Source organism: Pantoea sp. NGS-ED-1003, assembly GCF_000738765.1.
Taxonomy (GTDB): Bacteria; Pseudomonadota; Gammaproteobacteria; order Enterobacterales; family Enterobacteriaceae; genus Pantoea; species Pantoea septica.
In genome coordinates, this window is sequence record NZ_JPQA01000007.1 from 185816 (window position 1) to 208243 (window position 22428).

Genomic DNA, 22428 nt, shown 5'->3' on the forward strand with positions numbered 1-22428 from the left:
CTTAACTATCTGAGGGTCTTGGCGTCGTTTAATAAAAACCATATTTTTTTGGGACTGAAAAAAGAGCGATGAATAGTGAACATCGGTTGAGCGGCAAAAAAGTAATTCAGCAGCGTAAAGGAGAGCAGCTCGGTCAAAATTACGCTAAAGGCAGCGCCGGTTAGCCCATAGAGCGGCACCAGCACGGCGGAAGAAACCAGGCAAATCAGCAGTACGAAGAAGGTTTTTTTCACCAGGTAGGCGTAGCCGTTGTACTTGATAATAAAGCGATCCATGACGCTGCTCAGCAGGCCGAACATTGCGCCCAGGCAGAGCCAGACCGTGGGCGCGACCGCATCCTGGTAGGCCGGGCCGTAAAAGTAGTGAATAAAGGGCGGCGCCAGCAGCGCGACGGCGGCAATGACCAGCGCCGACACGCCGACCACCAGCAGATGCAGCTGCTGAATTTTGACGATGGCGCGTTTAGGATCGCGCTCCGAGAAAAAGGCCGGATAGAAAGACGCCAGCAGCGCATTGGGCAAAAAGACCCAGGCGCCGGAGAGGGTTAAGGCCACGGAAAATACGCCCGCCTCTTTTACGCCGAGAAAATAGCTGACGCTGAACTGGTTGAGGCGCGTATAGAGCGCCACGGCGATTACCGAGAAGATCAGCGTGCCGCCGGAAGCCAGCATGTAGCGCGAATAGGCTTTCAGCTGTTTACGGCTGGGCCTGTGCAGCGCGCCTTCGTAGCGGCGGAACAGCGCCAGCTTAATCACGAAGGGAATAAAGGTCGCCAGTACGATCGGCAGCGCCAGCCAGGCGGGGTCGAGCCCCCAGCTGGAGATAACGAAGCGTATCGTCAAACTGATGGTTAAGCCGATAACGTTAGCGATAACGTTCAGCTTCGCATTCAGCATCGCCTCGTTAAAGACGTTTACCAGATCGATGGCGGAAAAGAGGCAGGCGATGGCCGCAGCGACAATAAAGATCTGCGCCTGCGAGCTCATCTCTTTGTGCATGATCACCATCCCGACCGACGCCAGCGCCAGGTAGAGCGTGACGATCAGCACCGAGGCGGAGATCATCAGCCTGATACCGGACGCTTTATTCTGCGACAGCCGTTTCAGCAGGATGACATCGCTGCCCATATAGGCCACGGTCTGCAAAAACTGAAACACCAGCAGCGAAATAGAGATAATGCCGAAGGTGGTCGGGCCGACATATTTCGCCACAAAAGAGGTGACGAAAATCAGGCCGAACACCGCAATGATCTTTTCGGCGATCATCCACATCGAGTTCTTCAGTTTATCTTTCATGGTTATCCTTCGCGCCCCACGTTTTGCGCCAGCTTACGCAGTTGCGAAACCAGGCGCGGCGAGCAGAAAAAGAGCGTGAAGTAGAGACTCCAGCCGTTAACGATGACGCCGGAAGAGAGATAGGCTTTAAAGACTTTGCGATAGCGCCGAATATGGTCGTTGATAAAGGCGGCGTTAAATTCGCCGGAGGCGATGGCCTTATATAAATAGGCTGAAGAGACTTTTAGCAGCAGAAAATAGAAAAACTTATCGTTGCTGCGCGACAGCAGCCGCTGCATTTCGCTAAATGAACGGGCGAAGGAGAAATGCTTTTCGCGCACCGACGAGCGCGTCGCCGAGTTCTCTGACTCAACGTAGTGATAAATCACGCTGTTGATGCAGATGACCCGCTGCGTGCTGAGCAGGCTGAGATACTGCATCACAAACAGCAGATCCTCGAAATTGGCGATCTGTTCGTTAAAGCGCAGCTGATGTGCGCGGATCAGCTCGCCGTTAAAGAGTTTGTCGCAGATGCCGTGGCGCGGATGGAAATAGAGCAGATCGTTGACCGCGTCGCTGGCGCTGAGTACGCGCTGCGCCTCCGGCGGAAAGGTGCGCGCAATCGGCTGCCCCTGCGGCGTAAAGTGCTGCGACTCGCCGACAATCAGGCCGACTTCGTCATTCATCAGCGCCAGACAGAGGCTCAACGCGTCGGCGGGTAGAAAATCATCTGCATCGACGAAGCGCAAATAGGTGCCGCGCGAGGCGGCAATGCCGGCGTTGCGCGCCGACGAAACGCCGGCATTGCGCTGGGTGATAATACGCACCTGAGGATGGTCGCTCCAGCTCTCCAGTATCAGCGGGGAACTGTCGGTCGAACCGTCGTCCACCAGAATCAGCTCGACGCGCGGCGCCCGCTGCGCCAGCACGCTTTCAACGCAGCGAATAATCGAGTTTTCGGCATTATAGACCGGCACAATTACGCTAATTAACGGGTTGTTAAGCGTCACCATAGATCCTCTGGAAAAGTTTTTACCTCCGCGCTAAAAAGCGCGGCAATAACCGCAATAAAGTTTTAGTGCCGGGCTCACGTTAGCGTTTTTGTTTTTATCCCGGATAAGTGTTGTGCGACTACAGAAAAAATCAGGATTGAATGAGGAGATATTACGTGGCGCTTTTATTGCGTCAATGGGGCGAGCGCTAAACCGGAATTTCCGCACAGATGCTCTGCTTATCCATCAGAATTAATGGATAAGCGGGCATTACGCTTATCTGTGATTGCTCTCGCTTCTTCGAACCGAAACCATTAAAAGGCGAAAAAAAGTCGAATAAAAACCGTGCTTCGACGGCGCCAGCAAACGCTTATCCATTAGGAATTATCCTGGTAGCGGAAAATAAAAAGTACAGTGCTTTCATGGCATCACAAAATTAAGCATGCAATCCTGTTAATCGGGCTTAATAATTTTTATTTCTCGAAAGCGTCGTTATTTATCAGCGGTCAATTATGCTCTCTTAAGGATAATAACAATATACATTTAAAGCATAGCGCCAGGTTAAACAACGCTGATGTGAAAAAAACGGGGAAAAAGCGGGGAAAAATTAAGGCGGTTAACGTGACGCAGGTCGCGTAAATTTTGCCGGTCGGACTAAGAATTGAGCGAGGCGTCAGGGCAGAGGAAAACAAGGCGCTGGCGCCGCGCATTGCGTGAAGAGCTGGCTTTCTCCCTTAACGCAAGGGGTTAAAGCGCATTCAGCGCGTTCATGACCGCATCCGGCATGCTGGGCCTGCCGTTGCTGAGACAGGTGCAGACGAAGGTCGCTTCGGCACAGGTGACGCCATCGACTCTGATCTGCTGAACGAAGTTTACCCGGTTGCGCTTGCTATTTTTCTCCAGCGCGCAGGTCACCTCCAGGCGGTCGCCCTTTTGCAGGCTTTTACGGAAGCGCAGCGAATATTCCAGCACCATATAGAGGCGTCCCTGTTTGAACTCCTCTTCGATGTCGATGCCCAGCGCTTCGCGCATGTAGGCATGCCGCGTCCATTCCATATAAAACGGATAATAGAGGCCGTCGACGATGCCCTGGAAATCGATATGCTTTTCATCAACATCATAATGCTTTGCAAACATGTCCGTATCCTGCAGTAGTGAGTAGATTAACCGTATGATTTTGCTAATCTAACCTGGCCAGTCGCGGATGCCTTGCTTTTTTTGTGCTGCGGCAAGGGAAAAAAGCCAGGCGTTTCGCCTGGCGCAGCATCAGTTCAGGTGCGTTTTCAGCCCATCGGCCGCCTGGCGCAGCGCAGTACGCACCGCCGGCACGTCGCTCAGCCCGTTCAGCAAGCCGTAGTCGTGGATCAGCCCGTTGTAGCGCGTTACCGTGACGTCGACGCCTGCCGCGTCCAGCTTGCGGCCAAAGGCCTCGCCTTCGTCGCGCAGCACGTCAAGCTCGGCGGTCTGAATTAAGGTTGGCGGCAGCCCCTGCAGCTGTTCGCGGGTCGCACGCAGCGGCGACGCCAGAATATTGTTACGGTCGCCTGCTTTGGTGGTGTAGTTATCCCAGAACCATTTCATCATATTGCGCGTCAGGAAATAGCCCTTCTGGAACTGCTGATAGGAGCCGGTATCGAAGCGCGCGTCGGTCACCGGCCACAGCATCACCTCATAGCGAATGGCCGGAGCATGCTGCTGCTTCGCCTGCAGCGCCACCGCCGCCACCATGTTGCCGCCGACGCTGTTGCCCGCCAGCGCCAGGCGCTTGCCGTCTACGCCAATCTCGGCGCCGTGCTCTGCTACCCAGCGGGTAGCGGCGTAGGCCTGATTGATCGCGACGGGAAAGTGCGCTTCCGGCGACGGCGTGTAGTTAACGAAGACCGCAGCGGCACCTGACTCAACTACCAGGTCGCGCACCAGGCGTTCATGGGTCTGAAAATCCCCTAACACCCAGCCGCCGCCGTGAAAGAACATAAACACCGGCAGCGTGCCCTGCGCCCCTTTGGGCTTAACGATATTCAGTTTTAAAGGCTGGCCGTTCACCTCAATGGTTTTTTCCGTAACCTCGGCCTCAGGCAGCGTCGCCCCCTTTTGCGCGCCGATCAGCACCTCGCGCGCCGCCTGCGGCGAGAGCTGCTCAATCGGTTTGCCGCCGCTGCTGTTCAGCGCGTTCAAAAAAGTCTGTACGTGGCGCTCCGGCTGCGGCACGTCGGCGAAGCTGTTGGCGGACGCGGCGGCCAGCGCCAGCGCTAAAACGGTATGTTTAATGGTCATCAGGTGACTCCTTGAATTGTTTCACTATTAAATCGCACGCTATTTAAATGCACCGCCTTCGCGACGGCGCATTCGGAATGAGGCGAATATATATAGCGCGCTATTTAATAGCAAATAAAAAATCACCTTGTCATGCTAAAATGGAAGCAAGCATCTGATATTAAGGATATTTAAATTATCTACCAGGCACGTAATGCTAAGCGTTGGCAAAAAGGACAACAGATAAGCTAACGATGAGGAGGAACAGGTCATCTTGAGGTTTCAGGCAGGAATTTGACGGGACCGCTGCTGTGCCAAATCTGTCTCACAAAATGAAGAAAAGAGTGGGATCAGAGCCACAGGCTTGAACTGACTGGTGCCGGAAACAGGAGTCGAACCTGCGACCTTCGCATTACGAATGCGCTGCTCTACCAACTGAGCTACACCGGCATAGAGGCGAGAACTACGGGGCATTAAGTTAGAAAAAAGCGTCACTTCCGTCAAGAGCCGCAGCGCGCGGATGCTGCTTTTCTCGTCATCTGATAATGAAAACAGCACGGCAGCTGCCCTTCCCTGCGCACTACCAGGCCAAAAACAAAAAAAGGCGAGGCCGCAGCCTCGCCAAAAGTGCCTTTCATCAATCGTAATAAGGAACCTTGCGGTCGGTACCATTGATATTGATCAGCACAAAGCCCGAAGGCGTGGTTTTATTAGTCGGCGTACCCGCGGTCGTCGCGAGCGTGACTACGCCTTTCTCGTTGGCGCCGATACCCGCCACTCCATTGTGCAGGCCAAAGCGTGCCGCCGGTTTCAGCGTCCCTATTTTGGTGGTATCCGTTACCATCGACAGATCAGACTGGAACAGCGAGCATGAACCGGTATCGAAGCGCGTCGGGCCGGTACATTTCAGGTTGAACAGGGTGTCCCCACTGTTCGCGGCCAGCTTTACCCAGACCACCGCGTAGGTGGTGCCGACGCGGTTGTAGCGGATATCCAGCACGGCCGGCTGCCCCATATGGTGGGCGTCGGCCCAGACGGTTTCCAGCCGCTGCAGGTTAATCCAGGTTTTACCGGTGCCCACCATATTCACCGGCGAAGCGGCGGTGGTGGATGGCGAGGTGGCGTCGCCTTTGCCGATCATTTCGATGACCCACTGCTGGTTGGCGTTAGGGAAAAAGAACTGACCGAGGCGATACCAGTTATCGGTGCCGGTATTGTTGGTCACCTTATAACCGCTGAAGTACCCTACCCGCAGCGAGCCGGTCATAAAGGTGCCGTGGTTTTCATCGCGGCGATAACCATACTCGAAGGTAGAGAGCCAGCGGCCGCTGGCGGCGTCCTGAGAGATCCTCGCCCCCGACTGCAGACCGATCTGACGCATCACCACGCGCGCATTGTTCAGATTGAACGGGCTGCCGCAATCCTCGATGTTCAGCGTGTCGATGGTCCAGCCGCCGTCGGAGAGATCGCCCGGGTTGCGCGTATGCTCAATCCAGACGTTGCGCATAATCCCCTGGGTGACGCGCGGCATATAGAGCGTGGCGTCGCCGTAGCCGGTCTGGAAGTTGGCGTTGCTCAGCTCGATCGCCGTCGAGTGATCCCAGACGCCGCGCGGTGAGTTTGACCAGCCTACATCGAACACGCGCGAATAGGTGTAGAGGGTATAGATCTGGTCGAACTTACTGTCGAGCGTATCCAGCAGCTTGAATACCGTGCCGCCGGTGTTCTGCGCGCGGAAGCAGTGAATATTCACCGTTTCACCCTCGATACAGGTGTTCTCGAAGAACGGCTGCTTGTTGCTCACCAGATCGGCGGTGATGGTGCCGGTATTGGCGACGGTATCGGCGCTCGCCTGACCGTTCCACGCCATCCCGGTGATCACCGTGCGCCGCGCTTTTACCTTGAACACCGGCGCATCGCTCTTATCGGAGATAATGGTGGTGCGCGGCAGCGAGCCCAGCGGCGAATCGTCGCCGAGCAGACCAAAGAAGGTCGCGTCGGTGGCGCTGAGATCGATCGGCTTGATCAGGTATTTCCCGCCGGGAAAACGCACGGGCAGCGCGACGCAGTTGGCGTTCCAGGTTTTGGTCCAGTTGTACATGCGCATAAAGGCTTCGGTATCGTCGGCGTAGCCATCGCCTTTCGCCCCGAAGTGCAGCACGTTCAGCTCGGAGGGATCGTTGATGGTGCGCTTCCAGTAGAAGCCGTCGCCAACCGCAATGGTGCCGCCGTCATCTTTTAGCGTGGTGGTGCCGAGATAGCCGACAAAATCGCCGCCGCCGCGGAAGGTGGAATCCTTATCGTAGTAACGATTCAGGCTGGCGACCTGGCCTGCTGCTGCGGGTTTAGTGGTACGCAGTTCGGCATATGAGTTCACTTCAATCATGGTATCCTCCTCAGGATTTTGGGTACTAAAGCACGTCGTTAATCAGGGTTTGGCCGCATGGCCGCAAAGCTGATCCCACATGTCGTTGTGGGTATTGATGGCGCGAACTGTGCGAACGTCCATGCGTTGCGCGTCGTCGCCGTGGGTGTAAATCGGGGAAAAAAGCACGCAGGCCGAATCGGTGACGGCCGTAGGCTCAGGGTTTGTTGAATTTCGACTGCTGCAGCTTGTCGCGAGCAGCAGCGTCATCAAGATTGCTGTTCTCGGTGGTAACACGGGTCGCCTCCTCACGATGCTTTTGCTGTTGTTGCGCGACGGCGGCGGTTTGCGCCGCCTCTTTCTGCGCGCTTTTGGTATCGGCTTCGGCCTGCTGCTGCACCTTGCCGATCTTTTTGCCGCCGAAGTAGCTGGCGCCTAGCGCGGCGATCAGCGCGCCGATGACGGCGAGCCAGTGCCAGCCGCCGCTAAGCAGTGCGGTAAATAGACTCATGATTTTTTCGCCTCAAGCTGCTGCCTCTGCTGCACCAGATTCTTCTGTCGCACAAACTGCGCGATCACGCCCATCGCCACCATAAAGGCGCCGATCAGGCCGAGGTAGTTGTGGGGCAGAATGGATTTCACATCTTCCGGCAGGGCGTTCCAGGCATCCACCGAGGCGGAGGGAAAGGATTGCACCCAGGCGCTGAGCATCGACCCGAGCGACGCCAGCCAGACCGACCAGGTTTTAAACAGCAGGCGCGCATGCGCCACGAACTCCAGCGTGGTAAAGCGCTGCATAATCAGCAGCACGATCACCACCATCAGCACGGCGATGATAAAAAAGAGCCATCTCATAGCAGCCCCCTGTAGACGTCGTAGGTGCCGCTGCGCATCACTTCGGCATGACGGCGGGCGCGTCCCGGCGTCTGACGCGCCCACAGGCTATTGAGCATGGAGTTGGCCGCGCTGTCGTAATCCTCGGCCGCCACCGCGGTCAGCATGTTTTTAAACAAGGAGAGTCCGTCGACGCCGAGCTGATAGGCCATGCTGTAGAGCACATCGCTGCGCGCGTCGTTGCACTTCGCCAGCGCCTGCTGCAGCAGCGGCACGCCCTGCATCTGCTGGGCTTTGCCCTCGATAATGCACTTCTTCCAGACGTCGCCGACCTGGCGCGGCACGCGAAACACATAGTTATTGAGCGATGCGCCTTTCGGACCGATGCGTATGCCGCCCGCCACGGTGGGAAATCCCTGCGTGTCGAGATAAGGCGCTTCGACGTAACCCTCTTCAAAATTGAGAATCTCAATAATCTGGCTCATGACCATTCCTCTTTTCCGGGCATGGGAAAGATATTCCCAATGCGACAGCGACAGTTAAATCACACTGATCAGTGCCAGAGATAACACCAGCAAAACTGCAGATGAAACCAGCAGCGGCACTAAACAGTGCGTTGAGAATTCCCGTCCAGATAAAACGGGAGAAAAGATGAGATACAGCGGTACAGGCGGATAGAGAGCAGATTTAGCGCACGGCGTAGAGATGCACATGCGGCAAACAGCAGTTATCGAAACTGGCGGTTTCAGAACGGTTAACGGGCGTCGGGGCAATCGCCCGCTCAACACGCGAGGTCACCGGACGCTGAGCGATGCGCTCGGCGTGGCGTAACGGGGGATTTTCGGGTTCGCAGCCCAGCGCCTGATCGATGCTGAGCTTGAGTCGACTGAGCGGCTGGCGCCGCCGATGCCTGCGGGTGCGGGCATTACCAACAAAGACGCTTTTGCCATAGTGTATTATCGCCATAACTCCTCCTGTGAATGAGTCTTTGGCGATGGGGTGGCAGGCATGGGTTTTCGGCAAGCCGAACCGTCCCGGATGCCGCGTTTTCCGCTCACGACGCAATGCCCCGGCTGTAATAACAGCCAGGCTAAGCGCGAGTTGGGAGAAAAAGGCGGCATCTGACGACGCTGCATGTGCGCATCCACCCCATCCCAAAGTTCACTGACTTTGGATGGTTTGATTCGCGCTTGTGCAGCGCCTCGATTGTTTAAGAGCGGCTCACTCCGTGAGAGAAGGGCTTCGTTGGTCCACGCTCAAATTATTAACCTGTTCTTATGCTTTATCAAACACCAACAGTTAATTTTTTATTTACCATTGGTTAAATTTTTGAATTCTGCTGAATTATTTTTTTTCAGCAGGTTGCAGCTGAACAGAATTTAGCCAGAGGTTAACCCAGCAGCTGATAGTGCCGTGTCTGGCTCAGGATCACCTTGGCCATCACCTGCATGCTGTCGACATCCTCCCGATTGAGATACCAGGTTTCATAACGCTTATTGTCTGAAATAACAGCGATTTTCTTGTGCTGAAGCTGCAAACGCTTGAGGTAAAGCTGGTTATCGAGGGTAAAAATATAGATGCCGTCCCCGTCGAAAAACTTCACGCTAATGTCCACGAACAGCTGATCGCGCGGCGCGAAAGTCTCTACCATCGAATCGCTGTTGATCGCTATCAAACGAATATTTTCCGCCGGCCGACCGTTGAACAGCACGCGCGCCTCATCCACGCCATATTCAATGGCATGAATGGTCTCAACAAACTCATCGCGCGCGTGCAATCCCGATGCTGACTTTTGCCCAATATCGAGGCTTTCGATACGGAAGACGTTGCGCTGCGCCTTCAGGCTGTCGAGCGACAGCGATTCAGCGGGCTTTTCCATTCCATACTGCAGCCATTCAACCCGTACGCCCAGCAGGCGGCTTAGCGCCAGCAAATTATTATCATCCGGCACGGACTGCGCGTTGAACCACTTCCACACGCCCGGCGTCGATATTTTGCACCCCAGCTGCTGTAACGCTTTGGCAACCTGTTTATTTCGTCCATGTCCGACAATTCCCGCACTTTCGCACGCGGCAATCAGCCTGGCAGTAAAAGCTTGTCTCGTACTCTCTTTTTTAACCATTAGTTAATAATCTGCCATAGAGGAGATACTGGATGTTATTTTCATTATTGCTACCAGTTCATTTTATATTACCGTCCGTTTGCTACCCAATTGCTTTTGTAAAGCAACGCTAATTATCATTATCCTCCTCATGCTCTGGGCAACCAGTCTCGATCGCGCCGCGCCCCGTTGCGGCGCGGCTTTCAGGAATGTTCCGTAGAAAAACGGGCAAAAAACAGACAGCCACTTTGTCGAAAAAAAAGTGGCGTCCAGACGCGTCGAATGTCACACCTGAAAACTCCAAAATTAACTGGATCGAAAAACAGGGGTTAAAAAAAAGGGCGCCCGCTCTGGACACCCTTTTTGTTAAATAAAGTCGCAATCAGGGGCGCAGCGTATCGTCGCCCCACGCAACCCATTTGTAGGTCGTTAACGCCTCCAGCCCCATCGGGCCGCGCGCATGCAGCTTTTGCGTGCTCACCGCCACTTCCGCGCCGAGACCGAACTGGCCGCCGTCGGTGAAACGTGTGCTGGCGTTGACGTACACCGCCGAGGAGTCGACCTGTTTCACAAAGCGGCTGGCGTTCTGCGTGCTGCGCGTCAGGATAGCGTCGGAATGCTGGGTGCCATGCGTACGGATATGGTCGATAGCCGCGTCCATGTCATCCACCAGCTTCACATTAAGATCGAGCGACAGCCACTCGTCATCGTAATCGCCCTGACTGACGGGGGTCACGCTGGCCGGACTATCCTGCAGCTGCGCCAGCAGATTTTCATCGGCGTGCAGCGGGATCCCTTCCTGCGCCATACGCGCCGTAAACGCCGGCAGGAAACGGTCGGCAGCGGCGCGATGGATCAGCAGGGTTTCCAGCGAGTTGCAGGCGCTGGGGCGCTGTTTTTTCGCGTTGACGATCACTTCCAGCGCCGGCGCGACCTCCATGGTTTCATCGAGATAGATATGACAGACGCCGATGCCGCCGGTGATCACCGGAATGGTGGAGTTTTCGCGGCACAGCTTGTGCAGGCCGGCGCCGCCGCGCGGGATCAGCATATCGACGTAGCGATCGAGCTTCAGCAGCTGATTCACCAGTTCGCGATCCGGGTTTTCAATCGCCTGCACCGCCGCCGCCGGCAGCCCAAACGCCTGCAGCGCGTTCTGAATCACCCGCACCGTGGCGGCGTTGGTGCGCCACGTCTCTTTGCCGCCGCGCAGAATCGACGCGTTGCCGGTTTTCAGGCACAGGCTGGCGACATCCACCGTGACGTTGGGGCGCGCTTCGTAGATCACCCCAACCACGCCGAGCGGAACGCGGCGACGTTCGATGCGCAGCCCGCTGTCGAGCTGACCGCCGTCGATCAGCTGGCCGACCGGATCGGCGAGCTGGCACACTTTGCGCACGTCGTCGGCGATGGCGCTCAGGCGCTGCGGATTGAGCATCAGGCGATCGAGCAGCGCGGCGCTCATGCCGCTGACGCGCGCATCGGCGAGATCCTGCTCGTTGGCCGCCAGAATTGCGTCGCGCTCCGCGTCGAGACGATCGGCGATCGCCAGCAGCACCTGGTTTTTCTCAGCGGTCGACAGATCGGCCAGCTTATATGCGGCGGCGCGCGCCGCTTTTCCCATTTCTTCAAGCATTTGACCGCTCCTTAACTGACGATCATGTCGTCGCGATGCACGGCCACCGGGCCGTATTCGTAGCCGAGGATCTCCCCGATCTGCTGGCTGTGATGGCCGGCAATGATGCGCAGCGCATCGCTGTTGTAGCGCGAGACGCCGTGCGCGATATCGCGGCCCTGCAGGCTGCGAATGCGGATCACCTCGCCGCGCGAAAAGTTGCCGCGCACCTCGCGGATGCCTTTCGGCAGCAGCGAGCTGCCGCGCTCCAGTATCGCCGCCAGCGCGCCGTCGTCCACGGTGATCTCGCCAGCCGGCGGCGCGCCGAAGATCCAGCGCTTGCGGTTCTCCAGCGGCGACTGCATAGCGTGAAAGCGCGTGCCGACCGGATTGCCGGCGATCACGTCGGCGATCACGCCGGGACGGCTGCCCGCGGCGATAATAGTGTCGATGCCGGCGCGACAGGCGACGTCCGCCGCCTGCAGCTTGGTGAACATGCCGCCGGTGCCCAGGCCAGAGACGCTGTCGCCCGCCAGCGCGCGCAGCGCGTCGTCGATTTCATGCACGTCGGCGATCAGCTCCGCCTGCGGATTGCTGCGCGGATCGGCCGTATAAAGCCCCTGCTGATCGGTGAGCAGCAGCAGCTTATCGGCGCCGCCCAGCATCGCCGCCAGCGCCGACAGGTTATCGTTGTCGCCGACTTTAATCTCCGCCGTGGCCACCGCGTCGTTTTCGTTAATCACCGGCACGATATGGTTGTCCAGCAGCGCGCGCAGGGTGTCGCGGGCGTTAAGGAAACGCTCGCGATCCTCCATATCCGCGCGGGTCAGCAGCATCTGGCCGATATGGATGCCGTAGATAGAGAAGAGCTGCTCCCACAGCTGAATTAAACGGCTCTGCCCCACCGCAGCCAGCAGCTGCTTTGAGGCGATGGTAGGGGGCAGTTCCGGGTAACCCAGGTGCTCGCGCCCGGCGGCCATCGCGCCGGAGGTGACGATCACGATGCGATGGCCGGCCGCGTGCTGCTGCGCGCACTGACGAACCAACTCCACCATATGCGCCCGATTCAACCGGCGCGAACCGCCGGTAAGGACGCTGGTCCCCAATTTGACCACCAGGGTCTGACTGCCGCTCATATTTCCTGCCGTTTAAGTAAAAAAAGAAAAAAATTTCTGCGAAGGAACTTTTTATCAGGAGTCAGAAGCGAAGCCAACTCTCCGCCGGGGAAAAGCACGAAAAACCCGAGACAAGCAGGTAGACCAAAAGTTCGCATATCACAAGAAATCAGAAAAAATGTCATAAAACGTTCATCTCCAGACGGTAAAACGTCCCCTGTTTTATAAGCCCTTTTCAGGGGCATAACACATTTTACTCATCGGGATTGATAGCAAATGAAGAAAAGTACACTGGCACTCGTCGTCTCTGCTCTGGCGCTGACTTCTGCTGCTCATGCGGCGGAAGTGTATAACAAAGACGGCAATAAGCTGGACTTCTACGGCAAAGTAAAAGCGATGCACTATCTGAGCGACGCGGACAGCCAGGACGGGGATAAGTCCTATGTACGTATCGGCTTCAAAGGCCAGACCCAGATCAACGACCTGATGACCGGTTACGGCCAGTGGGAATATCAGTACAACGTCAATAACTCTGAAGGCTCCGACGCCAACAACGGCAACAAAACCCGTCTGGGCTTTGCCGGTCTGAAGTTTGGTCAGTACGGCTCCTTCGACTACGGCCGCAACTACGGCGTGCTCTATGATGTCGAAGCCTGGACCGACGTATTCCCGGAGTTCGGCGGCGACGGCACCGCGCGTGCTGATAACTTTATGACGCAGCGCGCCACCGGCGTAGCCACCTATCGCAACAACAACTTCTTCGGTCTGGTTGACGGCCTGCGCTTCGCGCTGCAGTACCAGGGCCGCAACGACGCCAACGGCGGCAACTCGCGTACCGATATCAACCGTCAGAACGGCGACGGCTATGGCGCGTCTCTGGGCTACACCATCGCCGATACCGGCATCAGCGTGATGTCGGCGATCACCTCTTCCGACCGCACCAACCAGCAGCAGGCGCGCGTTTACGGTCAGGGCGACCGTGCGGACTCCTGGGGCGCTGGCGTGAAGTATGACGCCAATAGCGTCTACCTGGCGGCTATTTATACCGAAACGCGCAATATGACGCCGTTCAACGGCACCGATCGCGCAACAGGTCTGGCGGCCGCGGGCGCGGCGAACAAAGCGCAGAACATCGAGCTGGTGGCGCAGTATCAGTTTGATTTCGGCCTGCGTCCGTCACTGGGCTACGTGCAGACCAAAGGCAAAGATATCGAAAACGGTATCGGCGATGCAGATCTGGTGAAATATATCGACGTAGGCGCCACCTACTACTTCAACAAAAACATGTCGGCGTTCGTGGATTACAAAATCAACCAGCTGGACGACGACAACCGTTTGAGCCTGAACAACGACGACGTGGTTGCGCTGGGCATGACTTACCAGTTCTAAAAATCTGGCGCCGCCGCGAAGCGACGCGCGACGGCATCAGTGTTTTCCCCTCAATGTGTCTGATAAACAAGGGCCGCCTCATCAGCGGCCCTTTCTTTATGCAGCACCCTGGTCAATAAGTGGATGGCATGGTCTGAGGAGCAAAGCGTCCCGCGACAGGGATGTCGCGGGCCGAGCGCGCAGGGATGCCTTGAGCGACTTTGCGATCAGACCATGCCATCCGCTTTTGCACCTTTTTTGTAAGAACCACCTTAAGGTGGTTCTTACCTTGCCTCTCAGAATGTCCAGCGCACGCCGGCGTTATAGCGCCACCCCTTCGCGCCGTTGCCGTCGATCTCCTTGCGGTAGTCCGCTTCGGCGTAGAGCGACACGTCGTTGCGGAAGCGTGTCGTGCCGCCGACGCCGACGTCCCACATCTGCCCGAACCTGCCGCTGTTGAAATCCTGACCGATGTCGCTCCCCGCCGCGCCGACTTTTACCTTCGAGCCACCGCCCCAGCCGTGGGAGTAGTTGGCGCGCAGATAAGGCGTATATTCACGCTGCGCGTCGTCCTGCCAGGTGCGATCCAGCCGCGCGCCGAGACGGCCGATGGTTTGATCGTCGTCGTCGAACTTCACGGTGGTGCCATCCTTATCGGTGGCGTCATCGAACTTCAGACGCATCCAGGTCAGCTGCGCCTGCGGCTCAAGACGCAGACCGTTGGCGAAAACAAAGGGATACCCCGACTCCAGCGAGGCGCTCCAGCCGTCGGCCTTCAGCTTCGCCACCTCTTTTTGCCGCGCGACATCGGTGTCGCCGCGGTGCCAGCTCCAGCTCAGCGAGCCGTCCAGATAGAAGCCGCTGTCGCGCTGCCAGGTGCCGTAGAACGAAACGCTGTCGCTGTCGAACGTGGTTGAGCTAAAGCCGTCGGCCGCGTGCGGACGAATGCGCGTATTGCCGCGCGTATAGGCGACGCCGCCGCGCAGGCTGTCGCTCGTGCCGTCCAGCTGCAGCAGATTGCCGCCGAGCTGCGCCGCGCTGTAGTCGATATCGGCGTCAAAGCCGTAGTCGCTAAAGTCGCGGTTGCTCTGGTAGGTCAGATTCGAGCCGAGATAGCGCAGGAACAGCTCGCCGCCCGCGCCGCTGCGCTGGCCGTCGCGCAGTTCACCGAGACGCTTATGCAGATCGTCGGTAATCGCCTGGGTGTAGTAGGCCAGACCGACCGGCGCGGAGAGATAAGAAGGCACCTGCGGCGCCAGCGCCGGACGCGCCGCGCGCGATGCGGCGCGGCCCGCCTGCGGCTGGCACAGTGCGCCGTCCTCGCACACATAGCGGTTAGCGAGCCGGTAGTCCCAGCCCGTGCCGCTGCCGTCGGGCGCAAACGCATACAGCCCGTACTGCCAGGGCCCGGCGGCGAGGTAGCCGCCCTGCAGCGCGAAGCTGTCGGCGCTGGCGTTGCCGGAAACCTGCGCCAGCGAGACGCCTTCGCGGCCGTCGATCGCGCCGTCGCCGCTGGCGTCACTCTGCGTCGCGGCGCTGCCTGCGAGAATGCGATCGTCAATCAGCGTGGTGCCGGTGACGTCGCCGTTCACCCGTAGCGCATCGCTCTGGCCGCCTGCGCCGCTAAGCCGCGTCGCCAGCCGCAGCGTGCCGCCGAGCGACGCCTGGGTGCCGTCGATGGTCAGCAGATTGTTGCCCGCGCCACCGTTGCTCAGATCGAGCGTACCGGCGTTGTTCACCACCAGCGAGTCGTCGGTGGCGCCCGCCAGCAGCGGGTTGACGTTATTCCCGGCAAACAGCGTGGAGTCGCGGTCGATATTGATGGTGCTGTGCGCCAGCTTCAGGTTGTCGGTCAGCGTCCACTGAGTTTTCGTAAAGTTGAGCGTGCTCCAGCCTGCGCCGAGGTTAACCCCTTTGCTGAGGTCGTCGCCGCTAAGGGAGCCGCCGCTGGCGTCGATGTTGCGGAAGCTGAGCGTGCTGCCGACGCCGCCCGCGGTGGTGATATGACGGGTATTCGCCAGGCTGACGTTTTCGATCAGCGCCTGGTTGTTCTCGCCGCTGCCCATGGTGAGACTGCCGTTGAGGGTGCCGCCGGTGACGGCAAGCGTATCGCTGCCGTTGCCGGTATCGACTTCGCCGATGACGCTGCCGCCGATAAAGGCGAGCTGGTCATTGGTCGCGCCGCCCGCCACGATCGGCGTTTCCGGGTATTCCGCGCTGATATCGCCCTGGTTGATAAACACCGTCTGGCCGCCGCGCAGATCGATCACCGGCGCGACGCGGCTGTAGGAGACGATGGTGCCACGGTTTATCACCTCGCTGGCGCTGCGGGTGACAATCGCCGATCCGCCCGCTTCGCTGCCCACGGCGATAAAGCCGTCGGCGAAGACGCGGCCGGTGGTATTGGCGCGAATGCCGTCACCGCTGCCGTTGACGATAATTGCGTAGCCTGGCGGCACCACCAAATCGTTAGCGGTGGCGGAGCCATCCTCGTTCTGGAACAGATAGCCGACGCCGCCGCCCTGCACGTCAATCGTTGCCTTGCCGCCGTAGTCGAACGACGTGGCGGAGCGGATGCCCGCGCCGTTAGTAGGAATAAGATAGGCGTTATTCAGCGCAATATTCGCGGTTTCGGCGCGGTTGTTGATGGCGCTGCCGCCGCCCTCGGCGCTGAGGATAATTTCGCTCGCCTGCAGCCCCGCCGCGCCGCGATCCAGCAATACCGCGTCCGCCCCACCTTTGACCCAGATACCGCTGCGGAACAGCTGGTCGCCCTCAATGTTGAGGATGGCGTTTTCTCCCACGCGCGCGCCAGCAATGCCGCCATCTACCTGCACCGTGCCGTTGTAGGGCTGATAAAGGCTTGCTCCTTCGCTGGCGTCAATCCCAATGCCGGATGCTACGTGGATCCAGACGTTGTTGATCAGGCGGCCGCCGTCCAGCAGCCGCGCGCCGGTGCTGTTCTCGCCGTCGAGGATAATGGTGCCGTTGTTCATCACCGTCGCGCCGCCGGACGCCTGCAGCGCGGTGACGTTTTTGCCGCTGCCGATGATGTTGCGGTTGCTAAACACCACGCCGTCGCCGTTTTCGCTGATTGCGCCGATAGTCTCGTCGCCGTTCAGCCACACGTCGCCCAGATCGCCGTAGGCGCCGTTGGAAGCGCGCAGCGCCACCGCGCCCTTGCCGTTAACGAAGTAGGTTTCATTGTCATAGAGCGTGGCGCTGCCGGACATTTTCACCCCAGTGGTGTTAGCGCCGCTCAGGGTGATCTCCCCTAACCGCTGCAGCGAGAGGATTGCGCCGTCGCCCAGCTGGTAGAGCGTCGAGCCGTCGGTAGAGACATCCTGATTGCTGCCGTACGCATAGATGGTCCCGCCTCCCTCCACCACTCGGTAAGCGGTCTGGTTGGGATCGTGAAACACCACCTTGCTCTGCTGACCGAGCACCAGCGCGCCGCCATAAAGGGCCTCGCCCGCCAGCGCGTTGCCGCCATAGAGGTTGATAACGCCATTCTGCTCGATGCGCGCCGCATCGCCTGTGGCGTATAAGCCGGTGGTGGGGAAAAAGCCGTCCGCGCTGCCTGCCGTCACGTTCAGCGTGCCGCTGCTGGTGATGGTGCTGCTTTGTGGATCGGCAAAGGCGTAGCCTGAGGCAAAGAGCGCCACCGCGCCGTCGCTGACGCTGATATTGCCGCTGCTGGTCGCCTGGCCGCCGACCAGCGCCTGGATGCCGTAGCTTTGTTCGCCGCGCAGGCTGATGTCGCCGGTGTTGGTCAGCGCGCCGCCGTACTGGGCGATCAAACCGACCTGCAGGCCGCTCTGACCGTTGATATTCGCGTGATTGACCAGCGTCGAGGCGAAAGGCTGGTCGAAGCTGTTGGTGATGTAGCGCGTCAGGTTGTAGTAGTTGCCATCCACCACCGCCGCCGTCGCGCCGCCGACGTTGAGGTTAAGCTGCGTCGCCGCATCGATGGTGCCCTGCGCGCCGCCCTCGATGCGCAGGCCGGTCGAGGTGTTGCCGATATTAAACGTCGCGCCGTGGGTGTTGACCACCGAACCCTCGCCCACCGCTTCGATGCCGGTGGAGAACGCCGCGCCCGGCGCGATGGTCAGCCCGGCGCCGTCGAAGTCTGCGCCGTCCTGATAGCGGAAAATAGTGGCGTACCAGTCGTCAGGGCCGGTGGCATAGTTGCCCGCCTGCGGCAGATTGATGTGCGCATTCGGTCCGATGGCGAGGAAACCCATCTGGTACTCTCCGCTGCCGCCGAGCTGCGGCACCGCATCGGCGGTGAGATCGACCGTGGCGTTGCCCTCGGCGCGAATGCCGACCGCGCCGTAGCCCTGCAGGGCGATGGGGCCGCTCAGGGTAGCGGACGCTTTGCCGCTGCCCTGCCCGTTTACCCATACTGCGGTGTTGAAGCTGCCGTTCAGGGTATCGGCGCGGCCGGGTACGTTGATTGTCCCGCTGGAGAAAGCGCTGGCGCGCTGGCCGTCGCGAGCGATGACTTTGATGCCGGTGCCGCCGTCGCCGTTAAGGTTGATGGTGCCGTTGTTGCCCACCAGTCCGCCGCTGCCGGAATCGATCGCCAGCAGGCCCACGCTTTCCGCCGGGCGAAACTGCGCGCGGCCGTTGAGATCGATGGTGCCGTTGTTAAGCGCGATCGCTTCCGGCCCGTTCTCGACGCGCATGGCGGCAGCGTTCTGCACCCTGCTGCCGAGCACGATGCGCCCGTCGTTAATCGCGGTAGAGTTAAACTGCTGCGCAATGGCGTTGACGCCGCCGCTCTGGTTAATCGCCACATCCTCCACGACGTCGCTTTTCGCGTTCTGCGGCGCGCGGCCGACGTAGATCACGCCGCCCGCGGTGTTGATAAAGCTGGCGCCGCTGGTGTCGAGCAAGACGCCCGCGCTGCTGTGGCTACCGATCGACTCCGCCACGCCGAGATTAATCGCGCCATTGTTGATCCCCTGGGCGTCACTGAGCCGCAGCGCGCTGCCTGGTTGCGTAGTGGCGTAATTCAGCACGCCGTTGTTGACGAAACGGCTGCCGCCGGTCGCCAGTACCGTGCTGCCGCTGTAGCCGAGCGTCGCCGCATCCACGCCGCTGCCGTCTGCGTTATTGAAGAAGCCGCCGTTGATGACGCCGTTATTGACGCCGCTGGCGCCCGCCAGCCGCAGCGCGGTGTTTTCATGGGCCGCCGATCCGCTGGCGGCCAGCTTGCCGTCGATGGTGGCCTTCGCGCCGTTGGTGGCGCGCACCGCGCCGCCGTCCGAGTCGACCACCTCCAGCGTGGCGCCCTTCTGCACCGAGACGCTGGCGCCTGGGCCGTCGGCGCTCAGCACCGAGCGCTCGCCCACCGGCAACGTCACCTCGTCGTTGTACTCATCGGCGTCGATCACATAGGCGATGGGCGCGCTGTAGAGCGACAGCGCCTTATTGAATTCGCCGTTGTAGCTGCCGGCGCTGAGGTTGCCGCTCTGCAGCTGCTCAATCAGCCAGTCGTTGTACTGCCGCAGATCGTTCAGGCTGGCGACGTTGAATTCGCGGCTGTTGCCGTCCAGCGTGGTGACGCTGAACGGGCCGCTGTACTGGGCGACGTTATCTACCCACCAGGCCAGGTTGTAAGTGTATTCGGTATAGGATCCGGTAAAGGCGATGCGGTTAGCCGACTGCCAGTTCATCGCCCCGCTGCCGCTGGCGGTAAACAGCTGGCTCTGCTTCGCCGCCATGCTCCAGCCGTTGGTGGCGGCGGTGGTGGCCGCGCCGTCGACGCCGATATCGACATTAATGGTACCGTTGCTCACCTGCGCCACGCGGGCATCGATATATTGCTCGCCGTTGACGTTGTAGTAGTCAGGCAATTCGCTGGCGGGCGTCACCGAGGCGAGCGCGCTGATATTTGCCGAATTAAACACCGGCAGCTGATTGTTGCCGCTGCCGTTGACGTCGGGCACGCTGATCAGATAATCCTGCGCGCCGAACGTCAGGCGATCCGCGCCGATAACATTGTCATCGGAAATAATTCTGCCGCCCGATAACAATTCGCCGACGGTAATGGGACGGCCGCCATCTAAGCCCGGCTGAAAGCGTTGAATGCCGCTCAGGGTTTGCGTCGATCCATTACAGACGCAAAATACGCCTGCCTTGTAGTCATTTAATAATGGGGAAAAAGGTTTTAACGTAGCGGCCTGACTACAGGTAATCGGAAAAAGCAGCCCGGGCGCAGCGGCCAGGCTTAATAACAGCGGATTTAATTTAAACAAAGGGTTTTCCTCCAGAGAGACAGCACAGGACCACCCGGACTTTTAGGTGTCCGGGTTGGCGTTCTTTTTTTGCCGATAACAAACGGAGAAAAGCCGCGACACTGGCAGTCGCGCTGGCGGGTATCACACCATTTCGTCAGGAAAACGTCTACAAATCGTCAGTGCGATCCGCCTCAATAAAAAGAGAATAGGAATTATACCGTGCCGCCCTCTGATTTAGCTGGACCGGTTATTTCAACGCCTGCCGTTGATTAAACAGCTTTTATCAAGCGGCTTTAGTTAATATCCATAATCAAATAAGCCGTGAGAATATTTTATGTCTGCGAGAGGAGATTAAATAAAAGCGGGAGTAAAAAATAATAAAAAAGCGCGTCGGGAAATATCGTTAAAGCGGAGAAAAATATAAACGCAGCGCCAGTGCCGTAATAATGCAGAACAGGCATAGCCGAAGCGAATCGAACTATGCCTGCCGTTCAGGGTTGAGGATTACGCGCTGAGATCGACCGGCTCTTTAAAGCCGCTGGCGGGCGTCAGCCCCAGATTCAGCTCCTGCAGCATCGCTTTCAGACGGGTATGGAAGTTACGCAGCGTCTCTTCCACTTTCTGAGCGTTCTCTTTTCCCTTGATGTTCGCCACGGACCAGTCGCCATCTTTATCGAACAGGCCAATATGATAAACGTAGGTAAAATGGTCTTGCTGCGCGTCCAGCTCCATCCACCAGCCCCAGAACTCACGGCTTTCCGGCGCGGGTTTGACATTGACGCAGGCGGCCAGGCAGTCGAAAAAGAACCGCGTTTCTTCACATTTCCCTTCGCGGATATACGGTCCCAGCTCGGTGAAGCGCTTAAGCAGGCGACTACGGGGATGACCACTCGGTAACGTCATGCTAATTCTCCATAAGTTTGACCGTTAGTATTAAAGCAAACCGCTGTGAATTTGCCAGCTACTGTTGTAACCGCTTTGCCAGCCAGTCGCAAACCTCATTCAGCGCGCGCTCGAAATTCGCCAGCGCCGGCCTGACGGCGATCGGCAGCAGTTTGCCGTCGGCGGAGGAGCTGGCGATCAGCCGCGCGTCCTCTTCCGGGCCGAAGGGATCGTCTGGCCAGTAGCCCGCCAGCATCGGCGTCGACGTGCGACGGCCCAGCAGCCCCTGCACTTTGAGCGAGTAGCGATTCAGCTCGGTGCGCAGCGCGCTGTCGCTGGTAAACGCCATGCCGAGGCGGCTGGCGAGCATATCCATATACATATCCGGAATGGCGTCCTGCTGCTGCGCGCTGGTCAGCAGGCTGTGCACCATCGGCCCGAGCGTCGCGACGGCGCGCAGGCGCGGCGCTTCCAGATAGGCGAGCCGCACCGCGACGTTGGCGCCGAAGCGATAGCCGAACGCCGCCACGCGCCGGTGATCGATCCAGGGCACGTTCGCCAGGTCGCGCAGCACCTGCTGATGCAGAAAGCTGGTGTCCTGGTTGAGTCGCCACTTCACCGAGAAGCCCACCGACGGCATATCCAGCGTCAGCATGGCGATGCCGCGCGGCGCCAGATAGTCATGGAACAGCCGATAGTGATCGCTTTGCAGCGAGTCGAGGCCGCCGCACAGCAGCACAGTGGGATACGGCGCCGAGGCGTTGGGCGGCATATGCAGAAAACCGGTAATCGGGCTGCCGCCTTCGATATTGAAGCTCAGCGCCTTGAGTTCGCCGGGCAGTCGACGCGTCGCCTCTTCATAGGCGCGATTCGCCAGCGTCTGCGCCTGGTCCGCCAGCTCGTCGCCTTTGATATAGGGATAGGCGGCCATGCTGAAGAGGTGCGAGGCGCGCAGCCAGTATTCGCCAGCCAGACTGTCGTCGCGCTCTTCCTGCGCGCGCGCCTGCCAGAGGCCCGCCTGCTTCGACCACTCAAACGCCCAGTTGCCGCTGCGAAAACCGATCACGGTGTCGAGCAGCGCGTCGTCGGTATGGCGCTGGTCGCTGTTGGCGATACGCGCCAGCACTTCGATGATCTCCTGCGGCGGCACGCCGCGCCACGTCCACATCAGTTTGTTGAGCATGCGATACCAGCCGTGCTGGCTGCTGCCGTCCAGCGTCGCTTCGACGTCTACCTGGGCGTGGTGCTGGCGATGCACCAGCGAGGAGGTTTCGGGGTAGTTGTAGTGCGGCTTAAATAACTCTTCGCTGAGATTTTTGCTCGACATGCTCGGTTCTCCTGACGGCTCTGGCAGAGGCTAAGTGTACTGCAGGGTCAGGGGCGG

At 58.9% G+C, this 22428-nt stretch carries 16 protein-coding genes and 1 tRNA gene; 1 reads left to right on the forward strand and 16 read right to left on the reverse strand.

Translation table 11 applies throughout. From position 1 onward, the window contains the following. Window positions 1-5: 5 nt before the first annotated feature. From JS46_RS15400 to proB, 13 genes are all read right to left on the reverse strand, one after another. Complete coding sequence (locus JS46_RS15400; protein ID WP_033752788.1) at window positions 6-1295, reverse strand: oligosaccharide flippase family protein; 1290 nt, start codon at window positions 1293-1295, stop codon at window positions 6-8. Between the two features lie 2 nt (window positions 1296-1297). Further along, entirely contained in the window at window positions 1298-2287 is a 990-nt protein-coding gene (locus JS46_RS15405; protein WP_033752789.1) for a glycosyltransferase, read from the reverse strand. 726 nt (window positions 2288-3013) lie between these two features. Further along, window positions 3014-3403: a thioesterase family protein gene (locus JS46_RS15410; RefSeq protein ID WP_033752790.1), complete on the reverse strand. Its 390-nt coding sequence runs from the start codon at window positions 3401-3403 to the stop codon at window positions 3014-3016. Window positions 3404-3532: 129 nt separating this feature from the next. Beyond that, complete coding sequence (locus JS46_RS15415; protein WP_033752791.1) at window positions 3533-4540, reverse strand: alpha/beta hydrolase; 1008 nt, start codon at window positions 4538-4540, stop codon at window positions 3533-3535. Window positions 4541-4893: 353 nt separating this feature from the next. Beyond that, window positions 4894-4969 (reverse strand) — tRNA-Thr (locus JS46_RS15420). A gap of 187 nt (window positions 4970-5156) precedes the next feature. Next, window positions 5157-6905: a glycosyl hydrolase family 28-related protein gene (locus tag JS46_RS15425; protein ID WP_033752792.1), complete on the reverse strand. Its 1749-nt coding sequence runs from the start codon at window positions 6903-6905 to the stop codon at window positions 5157-5159. A gap of 196 nt (window positions 6906-7101) precedes the next feature. Then, window positions 7102-7395, reverse strand: a complete 294-nt coding sequence (locus JS46_RS15430; protein WP_033752793.1) for a hypothetical protein — start codon at window positions 7393-7395, stop codon at window positions 7102-7104. After that, entirely contained in the window at window positions 7392-7739 is a 348-nt protein-coding gene (locus tag JS46_RS15435; protein ID WP_033752794.1) for a hypothetical protein, read from the reverse strand. The genes JS46_RS15430 and JS46_RS15435 overlap by 4 nt, the downstream gene beginning before the upstream one ends. Further along, window positions 7736-8203: a glycoside hydrolase family protein gene (locus tag JS46_RS15440; protein ID WP_033752795.1), complete on the reverse strand. Its 468-nt coding sequence runs from the start codon at window positions 8201-8203 to the stop codon at window positions 7736-7738. Before JS46_RS15440 ends, JS46_RS15435 begins: the two co-directional genes overlap by 4 nt. A 202-nt stretch (window positions 8204-8405) precedes the next feature. Beyond that, complete coding sequence (locus tag JS46_RS15445; protein ID WP_033752796.1) at window positions 8406-8684, reverse strand: hypothetical protein; 279 nt, start codon at window positions 8682-8684, stop codon at window positions 8406-8408. A gap of 424 nt (window positions 8685-9108) precedes the next feature. After that, entirely contained in the window at window positions 9109-9840 is a 732-nt protein-coding gene (locus tag JS46_RS15450; protein WP_033752797.1) for an XRE family transcriptional regulator, read from the reverse strand. Between the two features lie 361 nt (window positions 9841-10201). Then, the gene (gene proA / locus JS46_RS15455; protein WP_033752798.1) at window positions 10202-11455 is read right to left on the reverse strand and encodes a glutamate-5-semialdehyde dehydrogenase; all 1254 of its coding nucleotides are present in this window, start codon (window positions 11453-11455) and stop codon (window positions 10202-10204) included. A gap of 11 nt (window positions 11456-11466) precedes the next feature. Further along, a complete protein-coding gene (proB, locus tag JS46_RS15460; RefSeq protein ID WP_033752799.1) occupies window positions 11467-12570 on the reverse strand; it encodes a glutamate 5-kinase in 1104 nt (367 codons plus the stop codon). Window positions 12571-12825: 255 nt separating this feature from the next. Here proB and ompC point away from each other — a divergent pair, with 255 nt between their 5' ends. Then, window positions 12826-13938, forward strand: coding sequence for a porin OmpC (gene ompC / locus JS46_RS15465; protein WP_033752800.1), 1113 nt, complete (start codon window positions 12826-12828; stop codon window positions 13936-13938). A 275-nt stretch (window positions 13939-14213) separates the two neighbouring features. On the opposite strand, the gene JS46_RS15470 is transcribed toward ompC, so the two are convergent. The 3 genes from JS46_RS15470 to frsA form a co-directional block, all read right to left on the reverse strand. Next, a complete protein-coding gene (locus JS46_RS15470; protein WP_033752801.1) occupies window positions 14214-20180 on the reverse strand; it encodes an autotransporter outer membrane beta-barrel domain-containing protein in 5967 nt (1988 codons plus the stop codon). A 486-nt stretch (window positions 20181-20666) separates the two neighbouring features. Beyond that, window positions 20667-21065, reverse strand: coding sequence for a sigma factor-binding protein Crl (gene crl / locus JS46_RS15475; RefSeq protein WP_033752802.1), 399 nt, complete (start codon window positions 21063-21065; stop codon window positions 20667-20669). 58 nt (window positions 21066-21123) lie between these two features. Beyond that, window positions 21124-22371, reverse strand: a complete 1248-nt coding sequence (gene frsA / locus JS46_RS15480) for an esterase FrsA (protein ID WP_033752803.1) — start codon at window positions 22369-22371, stop codon at window positions 21124-21126. Window positions 22372-22428 lie beyond the last annotated feature (57 nt).